Origin of the sequence: Sphingomonas aurantiaca, assembly GCF_003050705.1 — a bacterium.
In the GTDB taxonomy this organism is placed as follows: Bacteria; Pseudomonadota; Alphaproteobacteria; order Sphingomonadales; family Sphingomonadaceae; genus Sphingomonas; species Sphingomonas aurantiaca.
The window spans coordinates 116246-139835 of record NZ_QAOG01000007.1; the positions used below are offsets into that span (position 1 = coordinate 116246).

21 protein-coding genes are annotated in these 23590 nt (G+C 64.4%); 19 read left to right on the forward strand and 2 right to left on the reverse strand.

From position 1 onward, the window contains the following. The first annotated feature begins 502 nt into the window (after nt 1-502). The 17 genes from C8J26_RS17510 to C8J26_RS17590 all read left to right on the forward strand — a co-directional run bounded on the left by C8J26_RS17510 (nt 503) and on the right by C8J26_RS17590 (nt 20613). Nucleotides 503-733 carry a hypothetical protein gene (locus tag C8J26_RS17510; RefSeq protein ID WP_107959463.1) on the forward strand — a complete coding sequence of 77 codons (231 nt, stop codon included), beginning with the start codon at nt 503-505 and terminating at the stop codon, nt 731-733. Between the two features lie 230 nt (nt 734-963). Beyond that, nucleotides 964-1455, forward strand: coding sequence for a helix-turn-helix domain-containing protein (locus C8J26_RS17515; protein ID WP_107959464.1), 492 nt, complete (start codon nt 964-966; stop codon nt 1453-1455). 27 nt (nt 1456-1482) lie between these two features. Beyond that, nucleotides 1483-1848 (forward strand): hypothetical protein, encoded by a 366-nt coding sequence (locus C8J26_RS17520; RefSeq protein WP_107959465.1) that lies wholly within the window; start codon nt 1483-1485, stop codon nt 1846-1848. A 25-nt stretch (nt 1849-1873) separates the two neighbouring features. Further along, complete coding sequence (locus C8J26_RS17525) at nt 1874-2356, forward strand: hypothetical protein (RefSeq protein WP_107959466.1); 483 nt, start codon at nt 1874-1876, stop codon at nt 2354-2356. Then, nucleotides 2326-2796 (forward strand): MarR family transcriptional regulator, encoded by a 471-nt coding sequence (locus C8J26_RS17530; protein WP_146168894.1) that lies wholly within the window; start codon nt 2326-2328, stop codon nt 2794-2796. Before C8J26_RS17525 ends, C8J26_RS17530 begins: the two co-directional genes overlap by 31 nt. 678 nt (nt 2797-3474) lie before the next feature. Beyond that, on the forward strand, nt 3475-4809 hold the full coding sequence (repC, locus tag C8J26_RS17535) for a plasmid replication protein RepC (protein ID WP_107959468.1): 1335 nt from the start codon (nt 3475-3477) through the stop codon (nt 4807-4809). Between the two features lie 265 nt (nt 4810-5074). Then, nucleotides 5075-5977 (forward strand): replication initiator protein A, encoded by a 903-nt coding sequence (locus C8J26_RS17540; RefSeq protein ID WP_107959562.1) that lies wholly within the window; start codon nt 5075-5077, stop codon nt 5975-5977. 177 nt (nt 5978-6154) lie between these two features. Further along, a complete protein-coding gene (locus tag C8J26_RS17545) occupies nt 6155-10375 on the forward strand; it encodes a strawberry notch-like NTP hydrolase domain-containing protein (RefSeq protein WP_107959469.1) in 4221 nt (1406 codons plus the stop codon). A gap of 126 nt (nt 10376-10501) precedes the next feature. Then, nucleotides 10502-12565: a ParB/RepB/Spo0J family partition protein gene (locus tag C8J26_RS17550; protein ID WP_107959470.1), complete on the forward strand. Its 2064-nt coding sequence runs from the start codon at nt 10502-10504 to the stop codon at nt 12563-12565. Nucleotides 12566-12704: 139 nt separating this feature from the next. Beyond that, on the forward strand, nt 12705-13628 hold the full coding sequence (locus tag C8J26_RS17555) for an ArdC family protein (protein WP_107959471.1): 924 nt from the start codon (nt 12705-12707) through the stop codon (nt 13626-13628). Next, the gene (locus C8J26_RS17560) at nt 13625-14596 is read left to right on the forward strand and encodes a phosphoadenosine phosphosulfate reductase domain-containing protein (RefSeq protein ID WP_107959472.1); all 972 of its coding nucleotides are present in this window, start codon (nt 13625-13627) and stop codon (nt 14594-14596) included. The genes C8J26_RS17555 and C8J26_RS17560 overlap by 4 nt, the downstream gene beginning before the upstream one ends. Beyond that, nucleotides 14593-14802, forward strand: a complete 210-nt coding sequence (locus C8J26_RS17565) for a hypothetical protein (RefSeq protein WP_107959473.1) — start codon at nt 14593-14595, stop codon at nt 14800-14802. The genes C8J26_RS17560 and C8J26_RS17565 overlap by 4 nt, the downstream gene beginning before the upstream one ends. 70 nt (nt 14803-14872) lie before the next feature. Then, nucleotides 14873-15508: a hypothetical protein gene (locus C8J26_RS17570; protein ID WP_107959474.1), complete on the forward strand. Its 636-nt coding sequence runs from the start codon at nt 14873-14875 to the stop codon at nt 15506-15508. Between the two features lie 24 nt (nt 15509-15532). Further along, nucleotides 15533-16144, forward strand: a complete 612-nt coding sequence (locus tag C8J26_RS17575; RefSeq protein WP_107959475.1) for a DUF6927 domain-containing protein — start codon at nt 15533-15535, stop codon at nt 16142-16144. Beyond that, nucleotides 16137-17117, forward strand: a complete 981-nt coding sequence (locus tag C8J26_RS17580) for a hypothetical protein (protein WP_107959476.1) — start codon at nt 16137-16139, stop codon at nt 17115-17117. The genes C8J26_RS17575 and C8J26_RS17580 overlap by 8 nt, the downstream gene beginning before the upstream one ends. A 979-nt stretch (nt 17118-18096) precedes the next feature. Beyond that, entirely contained in the window at nt 18097-19056 is a 960-nt protein-coding gene (locus C8J26_RS17585) for a DUF2493 domain-containing protein (protein WP_107959477.1), read from the forward strand. A gap of 1146 nt (nt 19057-20202) precedes the next feature. Then, nucleotides 20203-20613, forward strand: a complete 411-nt coding sequence (locus C8J26_RS17590; protein ID WP_107959478.1) for a single-stranded DNA-binding protein — start codon at nt 20203-20205, stop codon at nt 20611-20613. Nucleotides 20614-20707: 94 nt separating this feature from the next. Here C8J26_RS17590 and C8J26_RS20965 read toward each other — a convergent pair whose 3' ends face one another. Next, on the reverse strand, nt 20708-20932 hold the full coding sequence (locus tag C8J26_RS20965) for a hypothetical protein (protein ID WP_244185375.1): 225 nt from the start codon (nt 20930-20932) through the stop codon (nt 20708-20710). Between the two features lie 732 nt (nt 20933-21664). Between C8J26_RS20965 and C8J26_RS20595 the strand changes: the two genes are divergently transcribed. Then, complete coding sequence (locus C8J26_RS20595) at nt 21665-21829, forward strand: hypothetical protein (protein WP_167398891.1); 165 nt, start codon at nt 21665-21667, stop codon at nt 21827-21829. 197 nt (nt 21830-22026) lie between these two features. Here the strand turns inward: C8J26_RS20595 and C8J26_RS17605 are convergent, their stop codons facing one another. Next, nucleotides 22027-22353 carry a hypothetical protein gene (locus C8J26_RS17605; RefSeq protein WP_107959480.1) on the reverse strand — a complete coding sequence of 109 codons (327 nt, stop codon included), beginning with the start codon at nt 22351-22353 and terminating at the stop codon, nt 22027-22029. 248 nt (nt 22354-22601) lie between these two features. On the opposite strand from C8J26_RS17605, the gene C8J26_RS17610 reads away from it, so the two are divergent. Beyond that, a complete protein-coding gene (locus C8J26_RS17610) occupies nt 22602-22994 on the forward strand; it encodes a DUF3768 domain-containing protein (protein WP_107959481.1) in 393 nt (130 codons plus the stop codon). The last annotated feature ends 596 nt before the right edge of the window (nt 22995-23590 follow it).

Below are 23590 nucleotides of genomic sequence, written 5' to 3' on the forward strand. Positions count from 1 at the left end.
CGATAGCGGCAAACAGGTGCCTTGTGACGCCTCGGCGAGCCTGCGTTAACTGTGTAACTGGGCAGGAAGGTGCTCGTAAAGCATGGCGACTGATACGCTGATCGCCGCGGTTATCTCCCGCGCCTCCATTGAGCGGCGCGCGCGACGCCTGCTTCAAGGATGCTGCGGTCTGCTTGGTTTTGCAATGACAGCGTGTTTTCGCCTGAGCCTTGTGCCATAGCGGCATGGCTTGGGCATGGCTTGAACACCATCCTTGGCCCGCAAGTGCGGTCGAATGCTGGGTCCCCGATTTCCGTCGGGCGGCCCGCGAAATACAATACCTTGCTACCGCTTGTCGGTGCGGGGAATACGTGGGGCGTGGTTACCAGTGTTCCCGCGTGTTCAACCGTCCCGGCTACGGGCGGTTGATGGAACGCGCGCCATGTCCTTGATCAAAAGTTTGCTAACAAGGTTCTGCCGGCGTCAAAGCCCTTCGGAGGGTTTCTCCGGCAGCGATTCGGGAATGCTTGAGATCGAAGCGCTCGTGCAGGCACACGGCGATTGGCTCGCGCTGCTGGCCACGATACTGGAACGCGAACGCGTAATCACGGGCGCCGAACTTGCCCGCACCCTGTCCGAATTTGCCGCGCATACAGTCGAAGATCGCCCTGCCGAGGGACAGATCCTCTCCTTTTGGGCATCTCGCTTGAACGACACCGCGGCAACCGTCGGCAAATTCCCGTCCGTCCACTAGGGCGATCGCTCATGCCGGGTTGCGGTCGAAGCTGATCGATGAGTGTTCTTGAATTGGGCCTACTTCGGAAGTGAGTGATCGGCGAAGCGTTATGGGCGCTGGAACGTCACCTCTTCGTCGCGTTCGCGCGACGCCTGAACCCTGTGAAGTGGATTTGATAAACGGAGCCCGTCAGGAGTTACCCCCGATATGGAGCCGAATCATTTCGCATTCCGAGGTTTCTCCAGAGCATGCTGACCAACGAACCGGGCAGACGTCCTGCCGAACAGACGCCCCCACCCCCGACGCCCGATGTAAGCGCACCGGATCGCATTGCCCGCCTGACCGATCGACAACGGTCTTATCTCCGCCTTGTGCTTCAGAACCGCAACTCGAAGGAGATCGCGGCGGCCACGGGTAGCAGCCACCGGGCGGTCGATAAGCAGCTGTTAAAGGCCAATAATATCCTCGGTGTGCCGACGCGTTTTGATGCCGCGCGGCTCCTGGGGGAGCACGACGGAGGGGTAGAGGCCTTACCCCCTGCAAACGACCTACCTTCCGCGCCACCAACTTTCCCGCTTCCCCTCCCGTTGCCGACCGCTGGGGCGGCAGCGAATATGCTCACCTGGAAGCAGGTTGCCTTCTGGACCGCGATCATCTCGATCGTGACCCCCTTGGGCCTAACTGCGGCCGGCATGGCGATTGTAACGCTGCTGCTCCTGCTCGGGCTGAAACCACTGTGATGGGCGCGCGGTGCCCAAGGAGGCCTTATGCAATCTCTTTCGAACACAAGCCGGATCGTCGCGGACGAGCTGCGCAGAGCGGAGCGATCGATCAATCTAGCCGCACGCGATACGGCGCAATTTTTGCTCACCACGCTCGAGGCGACGGAGGCGCACAGCCTATCCGCCGCGATGACGCAGCGCACGGTAAAGGCGACGGTCGCGGCGCTGTCGGCCCTCGTCGAGGGCCAGGATCAGATGGCAATGCGAGCGCATCTTTTTGTCGAGAAGGTCGGTCGCCAACTGGGTATGACGGAGACGAGCTGGGGCGAGAATTTGCCGAAGCCTTCATCTGCTTCGCTCGAGGAGATCGACTTTCCGCCGATTGTCGAGGTTACGTCACCGCAGGGGTAACGGCGGGCGGGCCGGGAGAAATCCAATGAGCGCCCAGATAATCCTCGCGGTCATCTTCAACGTCGTCATGGTCGGCGTGTTGCTCTTCGCAGCACTCCGAGGGGGCAGGCCCGAGCGATTGGGCGCGCTCATCAACATGGCGGGGTTCGCCACGACTACGGCTATTCGATTGATTGTGGCGAGAGAAGGCTGGGCTCCAGGTGAGGTATCGATCCTGGTCATTGATGCGGGCGTCGCCGCCGGGTTCTACTGGCTGGGCGTGACGACGACCCGCTTCTGGCCGATCTGGGCTGCAGGTTTTGCGGTAGCGGAACTCTTCATGAGCGTCTTCGGCGCCCTGCTGCCCCGCGTGCCGCTATTTGCCTACCACACCGGGCTTGGGATCTACGCTTATCTCGCGCTCGGCGCGCTCGCGCTCGGCACGCTCCGCTTGCCGGCGAACGCCGAGCCCCACATCCGAAACGGATCAAGACGATTATGGGTGCAGCATCTGAAGGAGACGACCTGATCGACGTCGTCGTGCGGCTGCCGCGCAAGGCGATCGAGGACACTTTGCTGTATATGCCGCCAGACGCGAGAGACCTGTCCGAGCGCAGGCTTGCCGAGGCCAGGGCGGTGTTGGTCGGCCGGCGTCGGCGGGCGACCCACTTCAACGGGGTCCGCTTCTATGATCCGAGCTGGGACATGATCCTGGAGCTTTACGTGGCTACGTGCGAGCGGCGCCGCATCGCTGTGTCCCAGCTTTGTAAGCTTAGCGGAGGCTCGACGACCACCGCTTTGCGCCACATCGAGCATCTCGAGGCGCTGGGATACATAGTCAGACAAACGGATCCTGATGACGGACGCCGCCTGATCGTCGGCACGCTTACTCCCCTTCTTGCTGCTTCGGAGCAGTGGCTCGATCTTCAGATCGCCGAGTCCCAAATACAGGATCGGAGATCGGGCTGACGATTTCTACGGGTCACGCTCAACTCCGTTCTTTCGGTCACCAGTGACATATCGAACGATCGAAAAGTCCCATTCGATCTACCGCTAGGACAGACGGCGGCAGCTGATTTTGAGCCTGAACTTGCAGGCCGTCGCTGCCTTAACTGCAATTTTTCCGCCACGCCTATTCGGCGCGGCGCTGAGGGGGATGCTCTCCTTCTGCGCTACATGTCACGTAAGACAGCCGAATCGCACGATTCTCACGCCGTTACCGAAAGCACGAGCGAGAGCGCGACGGCGTTACCGATAGCACGTGTCTCAGCGGCACGGCGTTATCGATAGCACGAGCGAAGATCGACGCTTCGTTACCGATAGCACGTGATTATTGCCCGTCCCGTTACCGATAGCACGATTCATCGCGCACGACCGACCCGCCAGCGATGCTTAACAATCGACGTTGTGGATCGGCTCGACGCTGACCGCCGCCGTCCACCCGGGCGGGCGCCACAACGATCAAGGGGGGAGCTGTGCGGACATGAAAAACCCGGCACGAGGCCGGGCTTTTCGGGACGCCTGCTAGGGCGGATGTGAGAACCCTCGCTTAGCTGGCTCCCTTTCATATTGCTACCCCAAAGCGCCGACCGTGGCGCCACGGAGTCGCTTTGTCTGCACGGACTCCCCTCCCAGGGAGAACGAACAATGGCTGCTGCCCAAAGCCCCGGCCGGGGACTACGCCGGTTTGACGAGCATGCCGCCAAGGCGACGAAGCTTGTCGACCAATTTTGCGGGCTCGATACCGGAATGGCACCTTCCAACGCGCTTGCGGCGCTCAAACGGGCGGCTCCCTATATGGGCGTCCCCCTGCGCGTGGTCTCCGTCATCGATCTTCTGTTTGCCTGGACGAAGCCGCAGGACTGGCAGGGTGGACAAATCCCTGTCGTTTGGCCGTCGAACGACCTGCTCGCGCAAAAGCTGGGCGTAACCGTCCGACAGGTTCAAAAGCTCTTGAATCAGGCACAGGCCTTCGGTCTTATCAGCTTTCGGGATAGTCCGAACGGTCATCGTGGTGGACGCCGCGGGGCCGACGGCTTCATCACGTGGGGCTACGGCATTGTGCTCGCTCCGATCGGCACCAGGCTTCAAGAATTTGCTGCCCGCGCGGCCAAGGGAGCCGCAGAGGACGCGGCACTGACAGTGCTCCGCAAGCGCCTTGCCGCTGCCCGCAGGAATATCAGGGCGCTGGCCCAAACGGCATTCGACGCCGATCTTCACGATTTGAAGGCGGGTGACGATCTCGCGTTGGCGTTGATGGCCACCGACCAAATGCGCTGCGTCCGCGATGCTGGCCTTCTGACGGCTTGTGTGGAGCAGATCGAAGAGCGTGCGCGGCGTCTTGCCGGGGCTGTTTCGGCCAAGATTGTTGTCCAAATTACGGGTAGGGATCAGGATCATAGTTCATGCTGGGATGGGCCTGACGACATCCACTCTACAACTACAAACCAACTCCAATCTGCTAAAGCAGATACCCGTAGAAGCTTGGCGCAAGAAAGTAGTGGAAATGGGGACGCCCTCCCCTCTCAACCTCAAACTGCCGTCGACGACGATCTGGAGAAACACGGTGTCGATCCGGAATTCATGATGACGATCGCGCCGGAGCTCTGTTCCGGTCTGCTCTACCGCAATGGATCGTGGGGCGAGGTGGTCGCCACCGCGGAGCGGCTTGCGGGACAGTCGGGGATCAGCAATCATGCTTTCAAGGAAGCCTGTCGCATCATGGGCCAGCGAGGTGCCGCTGCCTCCGTCATCGCCACTATCCAGAAATACCGGCGCGGCGAGGTTCAGCGGCCCGGCGCGTATCTCCGCGGAATGAGCAGCAAGGCTGACAAGGGCGAATTGAACCTTGGGCGGACGCTCCACGGCCTCAAGGACCTGAGCCGCGCGGTCGCAATGCGGGGGATGTCCGATGGGACCGATGCGACGCCGATCGGGAGTCTGATGTCGCGGCTGGTTTCCCAAGGAGCCGGACTAAGATGACGGGATATCGCCCTCTTTTCAAAGCGCTGGAGCTCGTACTGTACACCAGGTCTTTAAACGGCTTTCACGGCGTTACCGATAGCACGAGTCTAGTCCGGGTTTACGGTGGCCCGTACCTACTCAAATGCGAAACACACCCCGATTTACCGGCTAAATCGCTCCAAATCCTCGTGCTATCGATAACGCGGTCGCTTATCCGACTGCAGGTTTGCGGCCGATCCGCTATAAGCGGCCTTGCTAAGTGAAGCTGGTGGGAGCCCCGACGATGGATTCGCGAGAAATCGCTCTCACTCAGGGTAAGCTGTTCGACTATCTCGACAGCCCGCTACACGGCAAAGTCCGTGGCGAGCAGAGCATCATGGACTTTCCACTATTCTCGTTAGCGAAGCGGCCTCAGATGGAGGCGATGACTTACGAGATGGATGGCGTCAAAATCGAGATCAAGCCCAGTTCGAGCGGTATCGCGACGATGTGGGATAAAGAAGTCCTGATCTACGTCCTGTCGTTGATGGTGCAGCAAATCGGTCGGACCGGCGGTGAAGTACAGAACGTCTTCACCTTCAATGCACACGACTTCTTCCGTGCCACCGGCGTCGGACGTCCATCGAAGCGTGATTACGATCGCTTTATCGAAGCGCTCGGTCGTCTGCAGGGCACGCAGATCCGCACCAACATCAAAACTGGCACCGTGGGGACGAAGGGTTTCTTCTCCTGGTTCGCAGAAGCACAGGCAACCACTCGCGAGACGGCCAGCGGCGTCGATCAACTCATGCCGGTCCGCGTCCAACTCTGTGATTGGCTTGTCCGCGCGGTCTCGCGTGACAGTCGTATCTATGACTATCACAACGATTATTTCCGTCTCGGCTCGATTGAACGACGCCTTTATGAATTGGCGCACTGTTATTGTCGTGATGAAGAATATGAGATGCCTTTGGAGATGCTGGGTGCGAAGATCGGCTCCACGTCGCCGCTTCGCACATTGAAAAGTCAGTTGAAGAAAATCGCAGCCGAGAATAAAATGCCGAGCTACTCAATTGAAGTGCGTGAAGTTGTTCCGGAGGTCCCTGCGCGGGATAAACTGGGACGACGGGTCGGGAAGCCAGAAACGGTAGTTGTAATGAGGCCTAAGGATCGGTCGACAGGCGTTCGGGCCACGTTGGCCGCCTGATATCGACCCATATGCCTGACATGCTGCGCGACTAGCGGCGGCCGACGCGGCGCGACCGACTTTGGAAGATGGCTTCGCGGTAGCGATGCTTCGTCGGGCCCAAGGCGTTCAGAGGAGAGGGAGCCTTCGGCTTGTTGATCCGGTGATGATCACCGGGCGACACAATGGAGGCCCTTGATGCGCACCTCAGCCGCAGCTCTAGAACTCGATTTCACCGAACCGTCGATCACCGCTGCCAAGGCGGTCGCCGGCACGATCGCTGGACAAGGATCGCTGCAACGCGACACGCTGTTGTGGGTCATGGAGCAAGCCTATGGCGGATCCTCGGCCGACGGTCGCTGGTCGCTTCGCGACGCTTACGACATGCTCGAGCTCGCCGAGGTCATGTACCTGGCGAAGGCCGACCTGCCATCCACTCCGAGCGATTGCCTTGCCGCACTGACCGCGCTGGTCGCCGGCCTGCCCACGCATACCGCCCGCAGCGAGGAGCAAATCGAGCTTCAGCAATTCTCGACCCCCGCCCCGATCGCCTACCTCGCTGCGCTTGCTGGCAGAATCGCCACCACGGATCTGGTTTTGGAACCGTCTGCCGGCACCGGCCTGCTCGCCGCCTTCGCGCAGCGCGCCGGTGCCCGCCTGGTTCTTAATGAGATCGATCCGGCCCGCGCCGAAATGCTTGCGGCCGCCTTCCCGGGCGTCGCTGTCACGCGCCACGACGGGGAGCTGATCCACGATCTACTCGAACCAACGATCCGGCCCACGGCCGTCCTCATCAATCCTCCCTTCTCGCGCAGCATCGGTCGCCACGCCGACCGCCAAGCAGCGTTCCGACATCTTCGCGCCGCCTTGATGCGTCTCGGCACCGGAGGCCGCTGCGCTGCCATCCTCCCCGATCGCGTCGATACGTCGAGCCGCGCCTGGGCGAAGGCGACCGAGGGCTGCACACTGACGCTGCACCTCGAACTGCCGGCGAACGCCTATGCGAAGCATGGCACCAGCCAGACGGTAAAGATCATGGTGCTGGAAAAGGGGACCGGCACGCCTGCCGAGCTGATCCGCTGCGCGACACTCGCCGATGCGCTCACGGCGATCGCCGCAAAGGCCGCTCCGCCTGTGTCCGCGCCTGTCGCGCGCGCCGCCTCGCTGCTCGCCCGCCCGAGCGGGCGCAGCTCGCTTCTTGGCGGCTTGGCGAACAAACCGCGCCTGAGCGCACCACCCGCAAAAGCCGCGCGGTCGCAGACCGCGACCCCGATCGACTACACCGTGTTCGCCGAGCCACTTCCAACCGGCGAGTCTGTCGGTGTGTACCTGCCTTATCGGCCGAGCCGCATCGCGATCGGCTGCGCATCAGCGCATCCGACAGCTCTGGTGGAATCGATCGCGATGGGATCGATCACCGCGCCGCGTCCGATCTATGTCCCCACGCTGCCGCACGCCGTCGTCGACGCGAAGACGCTCTCCGACGCGCAGCTCGAGACGCTGATCTATGCCGGAGACGCCTTCGAGCGCGACATCCCCGGACTGTTCAAACCCGTCGAGGAGGGGCTCTCGATCGCACCATCGGAGGATGGACGCCCATACCGCACCGGCTTCTTCCTCGGTGACGGCACGGGCGCCGGCAAGGGCCGCCAGGTCGCCGCGATCATCCTCGACCACTGGCTGCGCGGACGCCGCAAGCACATCTGGATCTCCAAGACCGAGACGCTGCTCGAAGATGCGCGTCGCGACTGGACCTCTGTTGGCGGTCTCGCGCTCGACATCCAGCATCTCAACCAGTGGAAGCTGGGCACCCCGATCGGCGCGGCCGAAGGCGTGCTGTTCCTCACCTATGCGACGCTGCGCTCCAACCGCGGCGACAAGGGTACCCGGCTCCAGCAGATCCTCGAATGGGTCGGCGACGATTATGACGGCATGATCGTGTTCGACGAGGCTCACGAGATGGCCGGTGTCGCAGGCGGCGAAGGCAGCTTCGGTACCAAGCAAGGCTCCGACCAGGGCATCGCCGGCGTCCGTCTCCAGAACCTCCTGCCGCGCGCCCGCGTCCTCTACGTGTCCGCGACCGGCGCATCCGACGTCAACAATCTGGCCTATGCCGCGCGGCTTGGCCTGTGGGGTCCGGGCACGGCATTCGCCGATCGCCGGACCTTCGTCGACTCCCTGCGCCGGGGCGGGATCGCCGCGCTGGAGCTTATCGCGCGCGACCTGAAAATGGAGGGGCTCTACGTCTCGCGGGCGCTGAGCTTCGCCGGTGTCGAGTACGACATCCTCGAACACAAGCTGACCGTCGACCAGATCGAGGTGTACGACGCCTACGCCGACGCCTGGGCGATCATCCACAGCAACCTTCGCGCCGCGCTCGACGCGACCCGCGTCACGGACAGCTTCTCGAACGACACCTACAACAGCGGCGCCAAGGCGGCCGCACTGTCGATCTTCGAGTCCACCAAACAGCGGTTCTTCTGCCAACTCCTGATCGGCATGAAGCTGCCCTCGCTCGTTCCCGCGATCCGGGCCGATCTCGCCCGCGGCGAGAGCGTCGTCATTCAACTCGTCTCGACGTCCGAGGCGATGCTCAACCGGGCGCTGGCGGCTCTTTCGGTCGAGGAACGCGCCAATCTCGACATTGAACTTTCGCCGAGGGAGTTTCTCATGTCGTACCTCACGGCCGCCTTCCCGGTCCGACAGATGAAGACTTTTGTCGACGAGACCGGCAAAACGCGTTCCGAACCGATGTCGGACGAGGACGGCCGCCCCGTCTTCGCCCGAGAGGCGCTTGAGATGCGCGACAATCTCCTCGAGCAGCTCTGCGCGCTGCCCATTGTCGGGTCCGCGCTCGACCATATCATCGGGCATTTCGGCACCGATGCGGTCGCCGAGGTCACGGGGCGTAGCCGTCGCGTCATCATGGACGCGCACGGTCGCCAGCGCGTCGAAAGCCGCTCGCCCCGTACCAACTTAGCCGAAACCGACGCCTTCATGCGGGGGCAGAAGAAGATCCTGATCTTCTCCGACGCTGGCGGCACCGGCCGCAGCTATCATGCGAGCCTTACGTGCGAGAACCAGTCGCGTCGCAACCACTATCTCCTCGAGCCGGGCTGGCGCGCCGACGCCGCCATCCAGGGGCTCGGTCGCACCCACCGCACGCACCAGGCGACCGCACCGCTGTTCCGGCCGGTGTCGACCGACTGCCGGGGCGAACGGCGCTTCATCTCGACGATCGCACGCCGGCTCGACAGCCTGGGCGCGCTCACCCGAGGCCAGCGTCAGACCGGCGGTCAGGGCCTGTTCGACCCGCGCGACAATCTCGAAAGCGATTATGCCAAGGAGTCGTTGGAACAGTGGTTTCGCCTGCTCGCCAATGGCAAGCTGCGCTCGACCACGCTCGACGAGTTCCAGAAGCTGACCGGCCTCGAGCTGGAGGGCGAAGGTGGCGGGCTCAAGGAAGAGATGCCCCCGATCCAGCGTTGGCTCAACCGCATCCTAGCGCTGCGCATTGCCATGCAGAACGCGATCTTCGACGAGTATCTCGGGCTGATCGAGGCGCGGATCGAGGCGGCCAAGGAGGCCGGCACGCTCGATCTCGGGGTCGAGAGCATCAACGCCGAGCGCATCACGATCCTCGATCGCACCGTCATCCGGCGTGACCAGACCAGCGGCGCCGAGACCGAGATCCTCCGGTTGGAGACCGAGGAACGCTACAAGCCGCTCGCGCTCGATCGCGCTTTGCGAACCTTAAGCGACGACGCCCGCCCGATCGTCAACCGCAAGTCGGGCAAGGCCGCGATCCGGTGCAGCACCTACTCGCTCACCGACGACGATGGCGAGATCGTGCGCCGCTACGAGCTTGTCCGCCCGACGCGCACCGAACGGATGCGGCAAGATCTTCTCCTAGAGACGATGTGGGAGGATGCGACCGAGGCGGAGTTTTCCGCGCTCTGGCAGGCCGAGGTCGAGGAGATGTCGAGCAAGACCCGCACCAACACGCTCTACCTCGTCACCGGCCTGCTCCTGCCGGTCTGGGACCGCCTACCCGACGATCACGTCCAGGTCTGGCGTCTCAACACCGATGACGGCCAGTCTTTCCTCGGCCGCATCGTCCCTGCGCCGCTCGTGATCAAGCTCGCGGACGCCTTCGGCATTGCCGCCGCCATCAAGGTGTCGGGTGCCGAGACCGCCAAGCATGTCATGGGCACGGCTGAGATCACCGCGCTCGGTGCGTACCGGCTGAAGCGAAGCCTGGTCGCCGGCCAGCAGCGCCTCGAACTGCTCGACTGGCCGCACACGCGGTTGCCGGAGCTGAAGGCAGCCGGATGCTTCACCGAGATCATCCAGCACAAGACGCGGATGTTCGTGCCCGTCGCGACCGCTGCGGTCGTGATCGACCGTATCACCGCCTGACACGACACGAGGCTCTCTTCCGGTGTCCCGAAAGGGAGGGGAGGGAGCCTTCGGCTTTGTGAGCTTGGAGGACCAGGCTCGCGTGACCGCGGGACGCGGCGCGCCATTTCCAAACGGAGACGACCGATGATCCAGTCCGTGAAGGTCAAGAACCTGACGCTGTCGAAGGACAATGTGCGCAAATCCAACCGTGACGAGAGGGTAGACACCCTCGCCGCGAATATCGCAAGCCAAGGGTTGTTGCAGAACCTGATCGTTACCCCTCTCAAGAAGGCGGGTACGTTTACGGTGAAGGCGGGTGGTCGCCGCTTGCGCGCGCTCCAGCTTCTGATCCAGCAGGGCACCCTCCCCGCTGATCACACCGTGCCCGTCCTCGTGCTGAGCGACGACGATAACGCGATCGAGGCGAGCCTCGCCGAGAACTTCCAGCGCGTGCCGATGAACCCGGCGGACGAATGCGCCGCGTTCAACTTCCTGATCCAGAAGGGCATGACCGCCGAGGACGTCGCCAAGCGTCAGGGCGTGACCACCCGCTTCGTCGAGCAACGCGTGCGCCTTGCCGAGTTGGCCCCGTGCGTCTTCGAAGCGCTCGCCGCAGGCGAGATCACGCTCGGTGTCGCGCAGGCATACGCCGTCACCACCGACGTCGACCGCCAGACGCGCGTCTTCGCCCAGATGAAGACCTCCTACTACGGCGACAACCCCGACAACATCCGTCGCGCCATCCTCAACGGCACCGTCAAGGCGAACGACGCCAAGGCGCGCTTCGTCGGTCGCGACGCCTATGTCGCCGCTGGCGGTCGCATCGAAGGCGACCTGTTCGCGACCGAGGGCGACGAGAACTGGATCGACGTCGACCTGATCGAGACGCTTGCCGCCTCGAAGCTGGAAGCCGCAGCGGCCGAACTGGCGCAGGCCGAGGGCCTCGCGTTCGTCACGCCGATCGCGGCGACGCACGTTCCCTACGACCTCGAGCGCCAGCTTCACGAGTATCACGCTCCCGCCCGCGCCCTCACCGAGGACGAGACCGCGCGTGTCGAGGTTCTGTCGGCCGAGAACGACGCGCTGATCGACCAGCTCGAGCAGGAACTGCCCGAGGGCAGCGCCGAAGCCGAGGCGGCGAACGCGCGTATCGAGGCGATCGAGCGCGAGCTGGAGACGATCGAGGACGCCCGGCACGAGATCGATCCAGCGCTGAAGGCGCAGATCGGGACGTTCGTCTATATCGGGGGCGATGGCGAACCCCGCGTCCACACCCGCCTCTTCAGCGAAAAGCCGGTCGTGGATCCGAACGCCCCGCCCAAGGAGTCGGGCGGCGCGACCGGGGACGGCGATGCCGGCGACGCCGAACAGGGTCCGAAGCTCAGCGCCACGCTGATCGATGAACTGGCGACGCAGCGCCGCCAGATCCTCGTTGCCCACGTCGCCAGCGACCCGGGACTCGCACTCGACCTGGCCATCTTCCTGATGGCGCAGAACGTGGTGTTCGAGCAGGCGCACATCCCCAACCACTCGACCCTGAAGTCGAGCGCCGCGGGCTTCCCGATCTTCGGGTTCCGCGACGAGGGATCGATGGCGTCGCAGACGATCGACGACCAGCGCCAGCGGCTCGACACGAGCTGGGCGGGTCTGCCGACCATGACCGCCCGCTTCGACGCCTTCCGCGCGCTCGACGACGAGGCCCGGGGCGCTTGGGTTGCATACTCGATAGCACGAACTCTCGAACCGACGCTCAACGTCGCCGAGGGCTATCGGAGCAACGGCTTCCACGACCATCTCGGTCGCCTCCTCGACATCCAGGTCGAGAATTGGTGGCGCCCGACGGCCGAGAACTTCTTCGGCCGGGTCAAGAAGACCGTCATGCTCGACGCGCTCGAGGAGATTGGAGGCCCGATCCTGCGCGGCCGCTACAAGGACGCCAAGAAGGGCGACCTTGCCGGCACCTGTGCTTCGCTGTGCAACGGCCAGGGCATCGTCGAAGCCGAGATCCGCGAGAAGGCGACGGCCTGGTTGCCGGAAGCCATGCGCTTCGAGGGACAAGAGAAGGAGGCACGCACGCCGCTGCGCTCGAGCTTCGCCGATGACGAGACCGGGACCGATCCGGACGAGGACGAGGATACCGACCGCGACACCGGTGACGACGCAGTGATCGATCACGAGGAAGAGCAGGATTTCAGCCAAGCGGCCTGACGCCGGCTTGCACATTTCAAGGCACCTGGGGGCGGCACTCTTCGCGCAAGTGTCGCCCCTCTTTTTTGTGACCCGGCACCGCCCTTTCAGAGGGGAGGATGCTCACGCGGGTTTGCCTCACCCAATCAGGAGAACGATCGTGGCACAGACCACCGACAAGCCCTCGCCTGCCGACATCATCACCAACACGATCATCGACAAGCTGGAATCCGGGGTGCGTCCCTGGGTCAAGCCGTGGCGCCCCGGCCTTGGCGGTCGTCCGCTGCGCGCGACCGGCGACCCCTACAAAGGCATCAACTGCTTCTGGCTATGGCTGTGTGCCGAGGGGGCCGGATACAACTCGCGCACCTGGATGACGTACAAACAGGCGCAGGCCCTTGGCGGTCAGGTCCGCGAGGGCGAGCGATCGCAGATCGCGATCTTCTACAAATCCTACAGCAAGACCGTCGAATCCGTCGTCACCGGCGACACGACCGACGAGATGCGGCGCGTGCTGCGCTCCTACGCCGTGTTTAATTGCGACCAGATCGACGGGCTGTCTCCTGACTTCTACCCGAGCCCTGTCAGCATCGTGCCCCCGGCCGATGCGCTCCCCGAGCGCGCGCAGCGCTTCCTCGATGCGCTGCCGGCTACGGTCCACACGCGCGGCGATCGCGCGTTCTACGACCGCACCGCCGACACCATCACCATGCCGCCCGCCGAGCTATTCTCGACCCGCGCCTACCACGCCGCCACGCTTGCCCATGAGGCTGGCCACTGGACCGGTCATCCCGACCGGCTCGATCGCACGTTCGGCAAGCGTTTCGGCGACGACGCCTACGCGTTCGAGGAGCTTTGCGCCGAGATGACCTCTGCGCTCCTCGGTGCCGATCTTGGTCTGCCGACGTCGCATATGGACGACCACGCCGCCTATATCGGCTCGTGGTTGAAGGTGCTGCGCAAGGACAGCCGCGCGATCATGACCGCTGCGGCGAAAGCAGAAGCGGCAGCCGGCTATCTGCTCCGCGCAACCGGCCTCGACGCCTCGGCCGAGTCCGAGGAACAGATCCGTGAAGCAGCATGACCGCTCCGGCCGCCCTCCCCGACCTCGGCGCCTACCGGCGCTTCGTCGTGGCGTTCAGTGGCGGCAAGGACAGCCTTGCCGCCCTGCTCCACCTCCTCAGCCTCGGCGTGCCGGCGCACGCGATCGAGCTGCACCATCATGATGTCGATGGCCAAGGCCCGACCTTCATGGATTGGCCGTGCACGCCTGCCTATGTCCGCGCGATCGCCGACCATTTCGGCATCGCGCTCTACGTCTCGTGGCGTGAGGGCGGCTTCGCGCGCGAGCTGGCGCGCGACGACGCGCCGACCGCCCCGATCGCGTTCGAGACGCCGACCGGCATCGGCCGTGCCGGGGGCAACGGCCCTGCCGGCACGCGCGGGCTCTTTCCCCAGACGTCTCCCGATCTTCGCGTGCGCTGGTGCAGCCCCGCGCTGAAGATCGACGTCCTCGCGGCCGCGATCCGGAATCAGCCGCGCTTCCTCGACGGCCGCACGCTAATCATTACCGGCGAGCGCGCCGAGGAAAGTCCCTCGCGTGCGCGCTATGCGACGATCGAGCCGCATCGCACATCGACCCTCGCGCGTGCGGTTGATCATTGGCGCCCGGTCCATGACTGGACCGAGCGCTTGATCTGGGACGCGATCGCGCAAGCGCGGATCCGTCCCCATCCGGCCTACGTCCTGGGTTGGGGCCGCCTGTCCTGCCGAGCCTGCATCTTCGGCTCGCCCGACCAATGGGCGACGCTCCGGCTCGTCTTCCCTGCCGCCTTCCGACGGGTCGCGGCTCGCGAAGCCGCGAGCGGGAAGACGATCCATCGCTCGCTCACCGTCACGCAGCTCGCTGACCGCGGCACGGCGTTCCCGGCTGCGACGCTCCATCCCGACGAATTAGCGCAAGCCGATGATCCGGTCTGGAGTCTCTCGATCCTGGCGGATCGCTGGACGCTTCCTGCCGGCGCATTCGGCGACCATGCAGGCCCGCCATGAACGCCGCCATGCGCGTCGGTCTCATGGACCTGCTCGCTCCCACGCCGGAAGACCCGCTGTGGGAAGCCGAGAAATCGGGATGGCGCTGCTTCGTCATGGGCAACGACCGGTGCCAATACCGCCGAGGGAGCAAGCTCCGCACGGCTTGGCAGTCCGGCTATGACGCGGCCTCACGATCGGCCGATCCTGTTGGCGGGATGCTCTGACAAGGCCCCGCACGGAGGAGAGGGAGCCTTCGGCCTTTTGAGCGCGCCCTGGCGCTCAGGAGGTTCGGCCATGCTCTACGACACCCACTACCGCCACAACGAGGCGCTGTCTTCCGAGGCGCTCGGTACCCTGCCTGCAGCGCTCCATGCCCTGAACGCGGGCGTCGACGACTGCCGGCGTGCCGGCAAGCCGATCGATCGCGATGCGTCGATCCTGCTGCTGATCCGCAATCTGGCGTCCGTCGCCGAACGTAGTGCGCCCAGCACAAACGAACTGCGTCTGCGCTGTGCGGAAGACCGCAACAGCGTCGTCGCCGGATCCGCGCTGCTCGACATCGCAGGCAACAGCGTCGCCGGCGACGCAGTGGCGAAACGGACCTTCCATCGGCAGGCACGCCTCGCGCTCGCTTCGCTCGCCGAGACGATCGGCCTCGACGCGCATGACGTCCGTATCGATACCGACATGGGCGGTATCGCGGGCGATGGCACGACCGAGCTGCGCCACGCCGATCTCTCGATCCGGGTGCGGCCGCACAGCTTCCTCCCCAACAGCGAGATCACCTTCAACCGCTGCCGGGACGGCGAACACGCCGGCCCCGTTCAACGCGCGCCGATCGCCGAGCTGCTGGACGTGAGCACGTTCCAGCGCCGGCTTACCGCGACGGTTGGCGACGTTGGCGCTCCGCGCCTCGCCGCTGCCGCCTGATCCTCACGTCATCGGAGACTTATCATGGGTTGGCTCTTCATGCGCGATATGGGCGGCTACGCCACCCCGCGCTCGTATCTCGACAACCAGTTCACCTACCAGCGCGAGACGCATCGTCTGACCGTGCTGGCGTCCGTCATGGTCGGATCGACCTATTACGCAGCTTGCGAGCGCCTCGCGGACGACGCCGAACGGATCGTGTTCGGCATCGTCTGCCTCACCAAGACCAGCACCGGCGCGCGCGACGGCTGCACGTTCGGGTACAAGGATATGGATGAAACGGTCGGGCCGAACGAGAGCGAGTGCCCGGCTGCGATCCTCGACGAACTGACCGAAACGGACAGCGAGTACGCCCTGGCTTGGCGCGCGCGGTGCCGCGCCAACCTACTCGCGAAGAAGCTCGACCGGGCCAAGCCGACCCCGAAGCCCGGGCAGACCATCATCTTCGATGAGCCCATACGCTTCAGCGACTGTAGCGACCGCAGTCGCTTCGAGGTGGTTGCCAATCCCAAAGGCAAGACGCCGCTGTTCCGCGACCCGGAAAGCCGCGCGATCTGCCGCATCCCGGCATTTCGCAAACGGGCATACCGCATCGTTCATGCCGCGATCGTCGTAAGGGACGCGGCCAGTGGCTGACCGCCCGCCCGTCATCGCGGCCTGGGGTGCCGGCGTCGATTCCACCGCCATGATCGTCGAACTCGCCGAACGCGGCGAGCCGATCGACATGGTTCTCTTCGCCGACCCCGGCGCCGCGAAGTCGGCGACCTATGCCTTTATCCCCCTTTTCCGGGCCTGGATGTCGGAACGCGGCATCGCGTCCGAGATTGTCCGCTACCAGCCCCGCAACTTCAAACACTGGCCGCCCTATGCGGGCATCGCCGAGAACATGCTGACCAACGCCACCCTGCCCTCTGTGGTATTTGGTGGCGGGTCGTGCAGCCAGAAATGGAAGGCCGCCCCGCAAGATGCCTGGACCGCCCAGTGGGAACCCGCGCGCCGCTGCTGGGACGCAGGCGGGCGCGTGGTAAAGCTGATCGGCTACGACGCCTCGGGACGCGACACGCAGCGTTACCATCACGCGGTCGGGTGCGAGGATCCTCGCTACGCCTACCGCTACCCCTTGCGGGAATGGGAATGGTCGCGCGCCGACTGCGAGGCGCGCATCGCGCGCGCCGGACTCCCCGTCCCGCCCAAATCGAGCTGCTACTTCTGCGGCAGCATCAAGCCCGACGAGGTGCTGGAGCTTTCAACCGAGGAGCTACGCATCATCGTTTTGATGGAAGCGCGAGCCAAGCCTCGCCTTCGCAATGTCGAGGGCCTGTGGCGCAAGCCGGTGCTTGGCCGTCGCGGTGCGACGCCGCGTCCCGGCAGCATCACCGAGTTCATCCGCGAACGCGGCCTCCTATCACCGGCCGAAGTCGACCGCATCATCGAGACGGCGCCTTTGGCGCTACTCGATTTTCAGGCCGCGCAGGCCGCGTTCCTCTCTGAGCAACGCGTCCCGATGGGGCGCTGGCTCGACGACTTTCATCGCGCGTCCGACGCGCTGGCCGAAGACCATCACCATGGTACTGAGATTCCGGCGAACTCTGCACCGAACCGGCACTGACTGCCTGTGGCGTCACCTTTGCCGAGGGTCACGAGGACCACGGTTGGACGATGCAGTTGGAGTTTCAGGCGTATCTCAATCGTGATTGGAACGTCGGCGATCACGTTCGCAAGATCAGCAGCCTCCTCTCAGCTGGTCGCTTCGGGGCCCACGCCCACAAAGGCTGGCCCCCTCTCGCCTTTTCGGCCGAGCGTCGCCGCTACGAATGACCCGAACCGCTTGGGTCTCCCATTTTGCCAACCTTCAGAAGTCCGGTCTCATGAAGACCTTCACCGGCCCTTTTCGAATACCCTGCCCATTACCGTGCGGAAATCATGGTCGAGGCGGAAGATGTCGTCAGCGCCTGCCGCTCCGCTTGTCGATGCGTTGCATACGGCCGACGAGTGGAAGAGCCTCGATACGGAGCATCCCACTTATGTCAGCGCTTGTCGCTGGAGGTGTGGACGTCGATCCTTGGCGCTTTGTCCCGGATGGCGGCGATGCCTCCGTCCTGCCCGTCCCGGGGCGTATTCTTGCGAGGTGGCAGCGTGCGCGGGCTATGCCGCGACCCGGAGTGAGGATCTGGTCGACCAGCTTGCGCATCATGATCGACACGATCGGCGCCGATGGAGCGCCCACGGATCACAGCAGCGGCGATGGTCCGCTTGTGTGCAACGGGGCAGGCACTTCTCGACTACGTTGCGACGTTCGGGTTGAGCCCCACGTCAACCGTAGCAGCAAGCGTGGTCACGTCTGCGCCCGACGCCACCTGACGCCCGACAGCCTTCCGCCAGAGAGATGCGGCACATGGGCAGCCGCGAGACCCCCGCAACCGCAAAAATCCGGGCCGAGTTGCCGCTTTGCGGCTGCCCGCACCACCCCAGTTTTTGCGGTTTCCCTCCGCTTACGCTCCGGTGCGGGCGCCTCTCATTCGGCCGCCCAGGAGGTGCGCATCCGGCGGATAGGCCGCCGGTCTCGATCAGATGAAGGGCTTGACCCCATGACCACTTCCCTCGCTGCCGCACTCTCCGCTCTGGAGCTTGGACACCTCGAACCCCGCGCCGAAGACGTTTCGGGCATGTGCCCGCCCTCGACCGAAGCACTGGAGCAGACCACCACCGCCATCTGGAGTGACCTGTTCGCAACCCTCCAGAACACGTCGCTCGAGCGCGACATCGAGGAGATGGGCTGGGGCCTGGTCAACCTCTTCCACCGGGCCGCGGCGAAGAAGCACGCGACCATCGACCGTCTCACCGACGAGATCAGGCTCCTCCTGACCGAGCAGGACGGTTCGGAGATCAACACCGCCAACCTCGAGGACAAGATCGACCTCGCCAAGAAGATCGAGGAAGCCGCCACCTGCTACGAACACATGCGCGACACCGCAGCGGCACACTACATCCGCGAGACCGGCCGTTCCTGGATCCCATCGACCGGCAACCGCATTTCGCTCGGGGTTACGTCGGCAATCGTTGACGGACGCGCCTTCCTCCAGGCTCGGCGCGAGCGGGTCCGCGACGCCAACACTGCACAGGGCACGCCCGTAGTGTTTGCCGGGGGACGGCTGACCTTCCGGACCGACGAGGACATGAAGGCGTTCGGCGACAATCTGCTGCGCACCCTGGGTGCGGTTCGGGAGCGCGTCGGCGACATGTATCTCGTCCATGGCGGCGACATGAAGGGGATCGAGCGAATCGCGGCGTCGTGGGCCGAGCAAAACGGCATCCAGCAAGTCCGCTTCGGTCTCGATCGCAAGCTGGGCGATCGTGCCGGCTTCCGTCGCAACGAGCAGATGCTCTCGCTGAAGCCCCGCTACGTCATCGCCTTCCAGGGTAATGGCGTGACCGAGCGTCTGGTCATCGACGCCAAGAAGGCCGGCATCCGCGTGGTCGATCGTCGGGGCCCGCTCGGCACCCCGCCCGCAGCTCAAAACGCTCAGCGCGACCGAGAGGTCGCCTGAGCTTCGGCTCGGCCGCTGGCAAAGCCAGCGGCCTCGCCCTTTGCCGCCTCTCCGCAGATTCCACTCACTTCCACCCATCGGGGAGCAAACCGATGCCTAGCCCAACCTGTTAAAGGCGGCTGGGCAAAGCTGGCGCTTCGCGCTTCGGTTGACGGCGACACCTACCACGTCGTCATGACGGACAACCGCAGCACTCCTCGCGCGAGCGGCAATAGGCTTTTCGTCAGCGTCGCCGGCTCCGGCCCCCCGCCTACATGATGACGACGCGGATCGCGCTGTCGACGCCATGATCGGTCGTGCAGGCTTCCCAAGGCGAACAGCCGAGCGGTGATGACCGGTTCCTAAGAGCAAGCTCGCGAAGGTTCGGGGCCAATAGTTTCGCGACCAGCGCGCTATTCCGCTTCGCTCCACCGAGCCCCTAGCCGGTCTTGGCCCGTTCGGGTGACGCTCGACTGACGGGGGGTTATCGCGCCCAAATCGCGATTCCGACGCGGAGCGGTTCCGTGGGGCGAGGCCGGAGTCTGCCCCTCGCCGTGTGCCTTTCGGTCGGGCGGCATGCCGCCTCACCGCGTTGATCTCTCCTCCGGCTTCGCCGCGTTGTGCCAGGTGGGATGCACTGCCGGCAGGCACGTCAGCCGCGCTTGGTTCCTGCAGTCCGGGCGGGACGCTGCGCAGCACGAACCTTCCATCGTCATCTCGACGCGCACGACGTCCGCGCGCGCCGTGACGGCGAAAGGCGGCACCAAGGTCCACGCGGCAACCATCATCCTTCACGACAGCCACTGGAGCAGGGTGCGAGCACCAGCGAGGAAGGGTATCAAGCCGCCCCGGATAGCGGGATCGAGGCATAGTGGCACTGCCGACGAGCAACGCGACAAGGGCGTCCTGTTTCCCGGTTCCATGTCCGCTGCCCGCCGGGCGGTCCATCCCCTCTCTTTCCTGAACGACCTAATCCGGCCGTCCACCCCCTCCAACCCGCGATCGTTCGGGCCGAGTTGCCGTGTGCCACGGCTGCCCGCACCACCCCTTCGATCGGGGTTTCCCTGCGCGTCTTCGCGCTTCCGGTGGAGAGGGCGTCCTAGCCGTCTTTTTTGGTGTTCAGTCGAGGGGACGGACCCCCCGGCGAGCAAAAAAAGGAACCTCGAAATGCAGAACCTCGTCATCCTCGCCGGCAACGTCGGCGCCACGCCTGAAGTCCGCACCACCCAGGGCGGCACCAAGATCACCAACTTCTCCCTCGCCACCTCGCGCCCCAAGCGCGACCAGGACGGCAAGACCATGAAGGATGGCGAAGGTCGCCGGGTCGAGGACACCGAATGGCACCGGATCACCTGCTTCAACGGCGTCGGCAAGACCGTCGCGCAGTATGTCGAGAAGGGCCAGAAGGTCATGGTCCGGGGCCGCATCCACTACACCCGCTGGACCGACGATCAGAACAACGAGCGCTACGGTGTCGAGATTATCGCCGACGAAGTGACCTTCCTCTCCTACGGCAAAAACCGCCAGGAGCGCCAAGGCGCCACGCAGGACGATGAGGCCGATGACGTCCCCTTCTGAGGGAGGCAGTACGGGCCCGGAGCTGACGCTCCGGGCCTCTTCTCGCGTTCACCGGCAATCAGGACCGCAGGGTCACAAGTTCACGAAGACACAACTAAACCGCGTGCTTGAGCTGCTCGAGCTGCTTGTCGTCCGGCAGCGTCTCCGTGAGACGTTTCTGGAGCATACGATCGTCGAAAGGCTTGGCGATGCACGTCGCTTTGTCGGGCATGTCCCCCGGACATGGCGTCACGTTGCCGCTTGCGATCACGATCTCGATCCAGGGCCAATGCTCGGCAACGTAATGGGTAAGCGCGAACCCGTCGCTGTCGCCCGGCATCGCCACGTCTGAGAACAGGAGCGTAGCACCGTCGGTATGATCGCTCAGGAGGTCTTGGCCTCTTCACCCGTACCCGCTTCGTGAAAGCGAAAACCCGCTCCCTCCGGAATGTCGCAGACATGCCTGAGAATGAGCGGATCGTCGTCGACTACCAATGCATAGGGACGGTAGGGATCGCCGTTCAGTCTAAAGGCTTATCATGAAGCCGGGTAGCCTGTGTTGGTGTCCCGAGACGAGTTGGCGTCTCCCGGCAAAGCCGGGACCGTCGCTCTTTTCCGCTTCGCTCCACCGAGCCCGTAGCCGGTCTCGGCCCGTTCGGGTGACGATCGACTGACGGGCGCGCAGCGCAGGGGAAACTCTCTTCCGGGAATCGGCAACTTCTTTCCATTCTAGCCCGGCCAGGGCGGCCTTGTCGCGCGGCGCACTCCCCTCATCGGCATAGGGACGCAGAGTGGGGGCACGGGCTGGGCAGGCGTCCACCGCGCCTGCGAGGGGGAGCGTCACCGGCGAGCCAGCGCGAAGCACGACGCTCCGGGCAGGCGGGCTTCACCCCGCTCTTGAGGCGCAATCCTTGGGCCGGCTCAGGGCCTCGTACGATCAACCCGCAAGGGGTCCGGGCGCTTCGCTACGGCTTTTTTGCGCAAGCGAAAAAAGTGATCGCGGCCCTTCCCCGTCCTGTCGGGCGCCTGTCGAGCGGGGATGAACCCCGCCGGCTTCACAGGAGCCTCGGACATGTTCAACGATATCTGGATCGCCCGCAAAAACGCCATGGGCCTCGCAAGAACCTTGATGGTGGCTACCATGGTGATCGCCGTCGGCACCCAATACGCCGTCATCACGGCCGAAGATCACGACAGCTCGCTCACGATCATCAACGAGTACGACCCTTACGCCTGAGCCTCCCGGGGGGGCTTCGCCCCCCCTCCCCTCTCCGCTCGTCAACCGTGAAGGCGCCGGGGAGCGGGCATCGAGCCCGCCCCGGCCCTGCTGCGCAAGCACGGCACCGCCGCTGGACGCAGGGCTTCTGCCCCCTTCCACCCACCGCTTGGGTGCGGGATCCAAATTTCGACGGTATTGCTTCCGGACGCGGGCAATCAGCTCCACGCCGTCCGGACAGGTGGCAGTTCCTCGAACACCTTCATCAGCCGCGGGTCGCGCAGGAGCGTCACCCATTCCCGACCATAGGTTCGTGACGCCAGATAGAAGCTAGACCCTTCGCACGCGACCATCCGGCAGCGCTCCAGCTTGTCGACCAGCGAATAGTCGGAGCCGTGGCGTGCCACGATGTCTTCCAACTCGGCCCGCATCAGCGTCCCGCATTTGCAGCAACGAATCCGGACCAACGCCTTCATCCGGAGCATATCGCCGGCGCTGTCCATCCAGCGGGGCCACAGGGCAACGATGTTGTCAGCCGTTTCCATGATCGAACGATACGCCCCGATCGGCGCGGTCGTCCAGCATCAGCCTCGACCTGAAGTCTCTTCCCTGTCGACGATCCGCGCGGCATTTCGGGCTTCCACGTTCTGGCCGGGGCGCTCCCCCGCGCAAGCCCGCCAGCGGGCTTCTCCACTCCGTTGCGACCCTACGGGTGCGCGAGTGACCTATGCCCCGGCCGTCCTGTCGCCTGTCGAAAGGCCCCGATCGTCGGGGTCAATGGCAGGAGACCATCATGGCCGAGCAAACGCCTCAATCAAACCACGCCACGGGTGGCGCAGCGACGATCGCCCGCCTCAACGACTGGCTGCGCGAGCATCTCACCGCCCCGGGCAACAACCGTGTCATAATGACCAGCGGGATCGCAGACCTGATCGGCGACGTCACCCTTTTCAGAAACTTCCGCAAGCGGGCGGAGCTGCTCCGAGCGGTTCGCGACTTCGACGCTTTCGACGACGCAATCGACCCGTATGGCGAGCACGACCTGGGCCGGTTCCTGTTCGAGGGCACCGATTGCTACTGGAAGATCGACTATTACAATCACGACGTGACCGCAGGTTCGGAGGATCCGGCGGATCCCTTCAAGACCACGCGCATCCTCACGATCATGCGCGTCGACGAACGATGACGTACCGCCCCGGCGCGATGGCGCCGGGGCTCATCGTTCTGCCGAGAGGATCGGATCACGAATGTCGAGGCCCCCCTCCCCACTCAACGCCCCGAGATGAGCGCAGCCGAGCGCGCGCGACGGGAACGCGGGATCGACTTCGCTGGTGGCAACGTCCGTTATGAAGGCGGCATTCTCTCTTATAAGATCGAGGCATCAACGCTCACGACTTGCCGCAGAATTTGGTTGAGACGAGCTGACGGTCGCTATCTGGACATCGGCGGTTGTCCGGGAAGGGTGACTGGTGCGTGTGGGAGGCAAGACCGTCGCGTGGGTCGGCGCCTCCCCTGCCCTACCAACGTCGAAAAGGCTCTGTCGTCGACTCTTTCCATCGTGACGACCGGGCGGAGCCAGCGTCAAGGATGCGCGGTTCCCCCAATTTTGACGCGGCCTTCGCTTCGCTTCGACCACGACAAAATCGGCACCCCCACGCCCCGCTTGCGCGGCCGCTGCGCGGTCCTGTGACCCTGGACCCCACCCGATCGTCAGTCGGCATCCGTCTCAACGAACAGACGGAGGTTCACATGCACGTCCAAACCGCACGCACCCGGGCATGG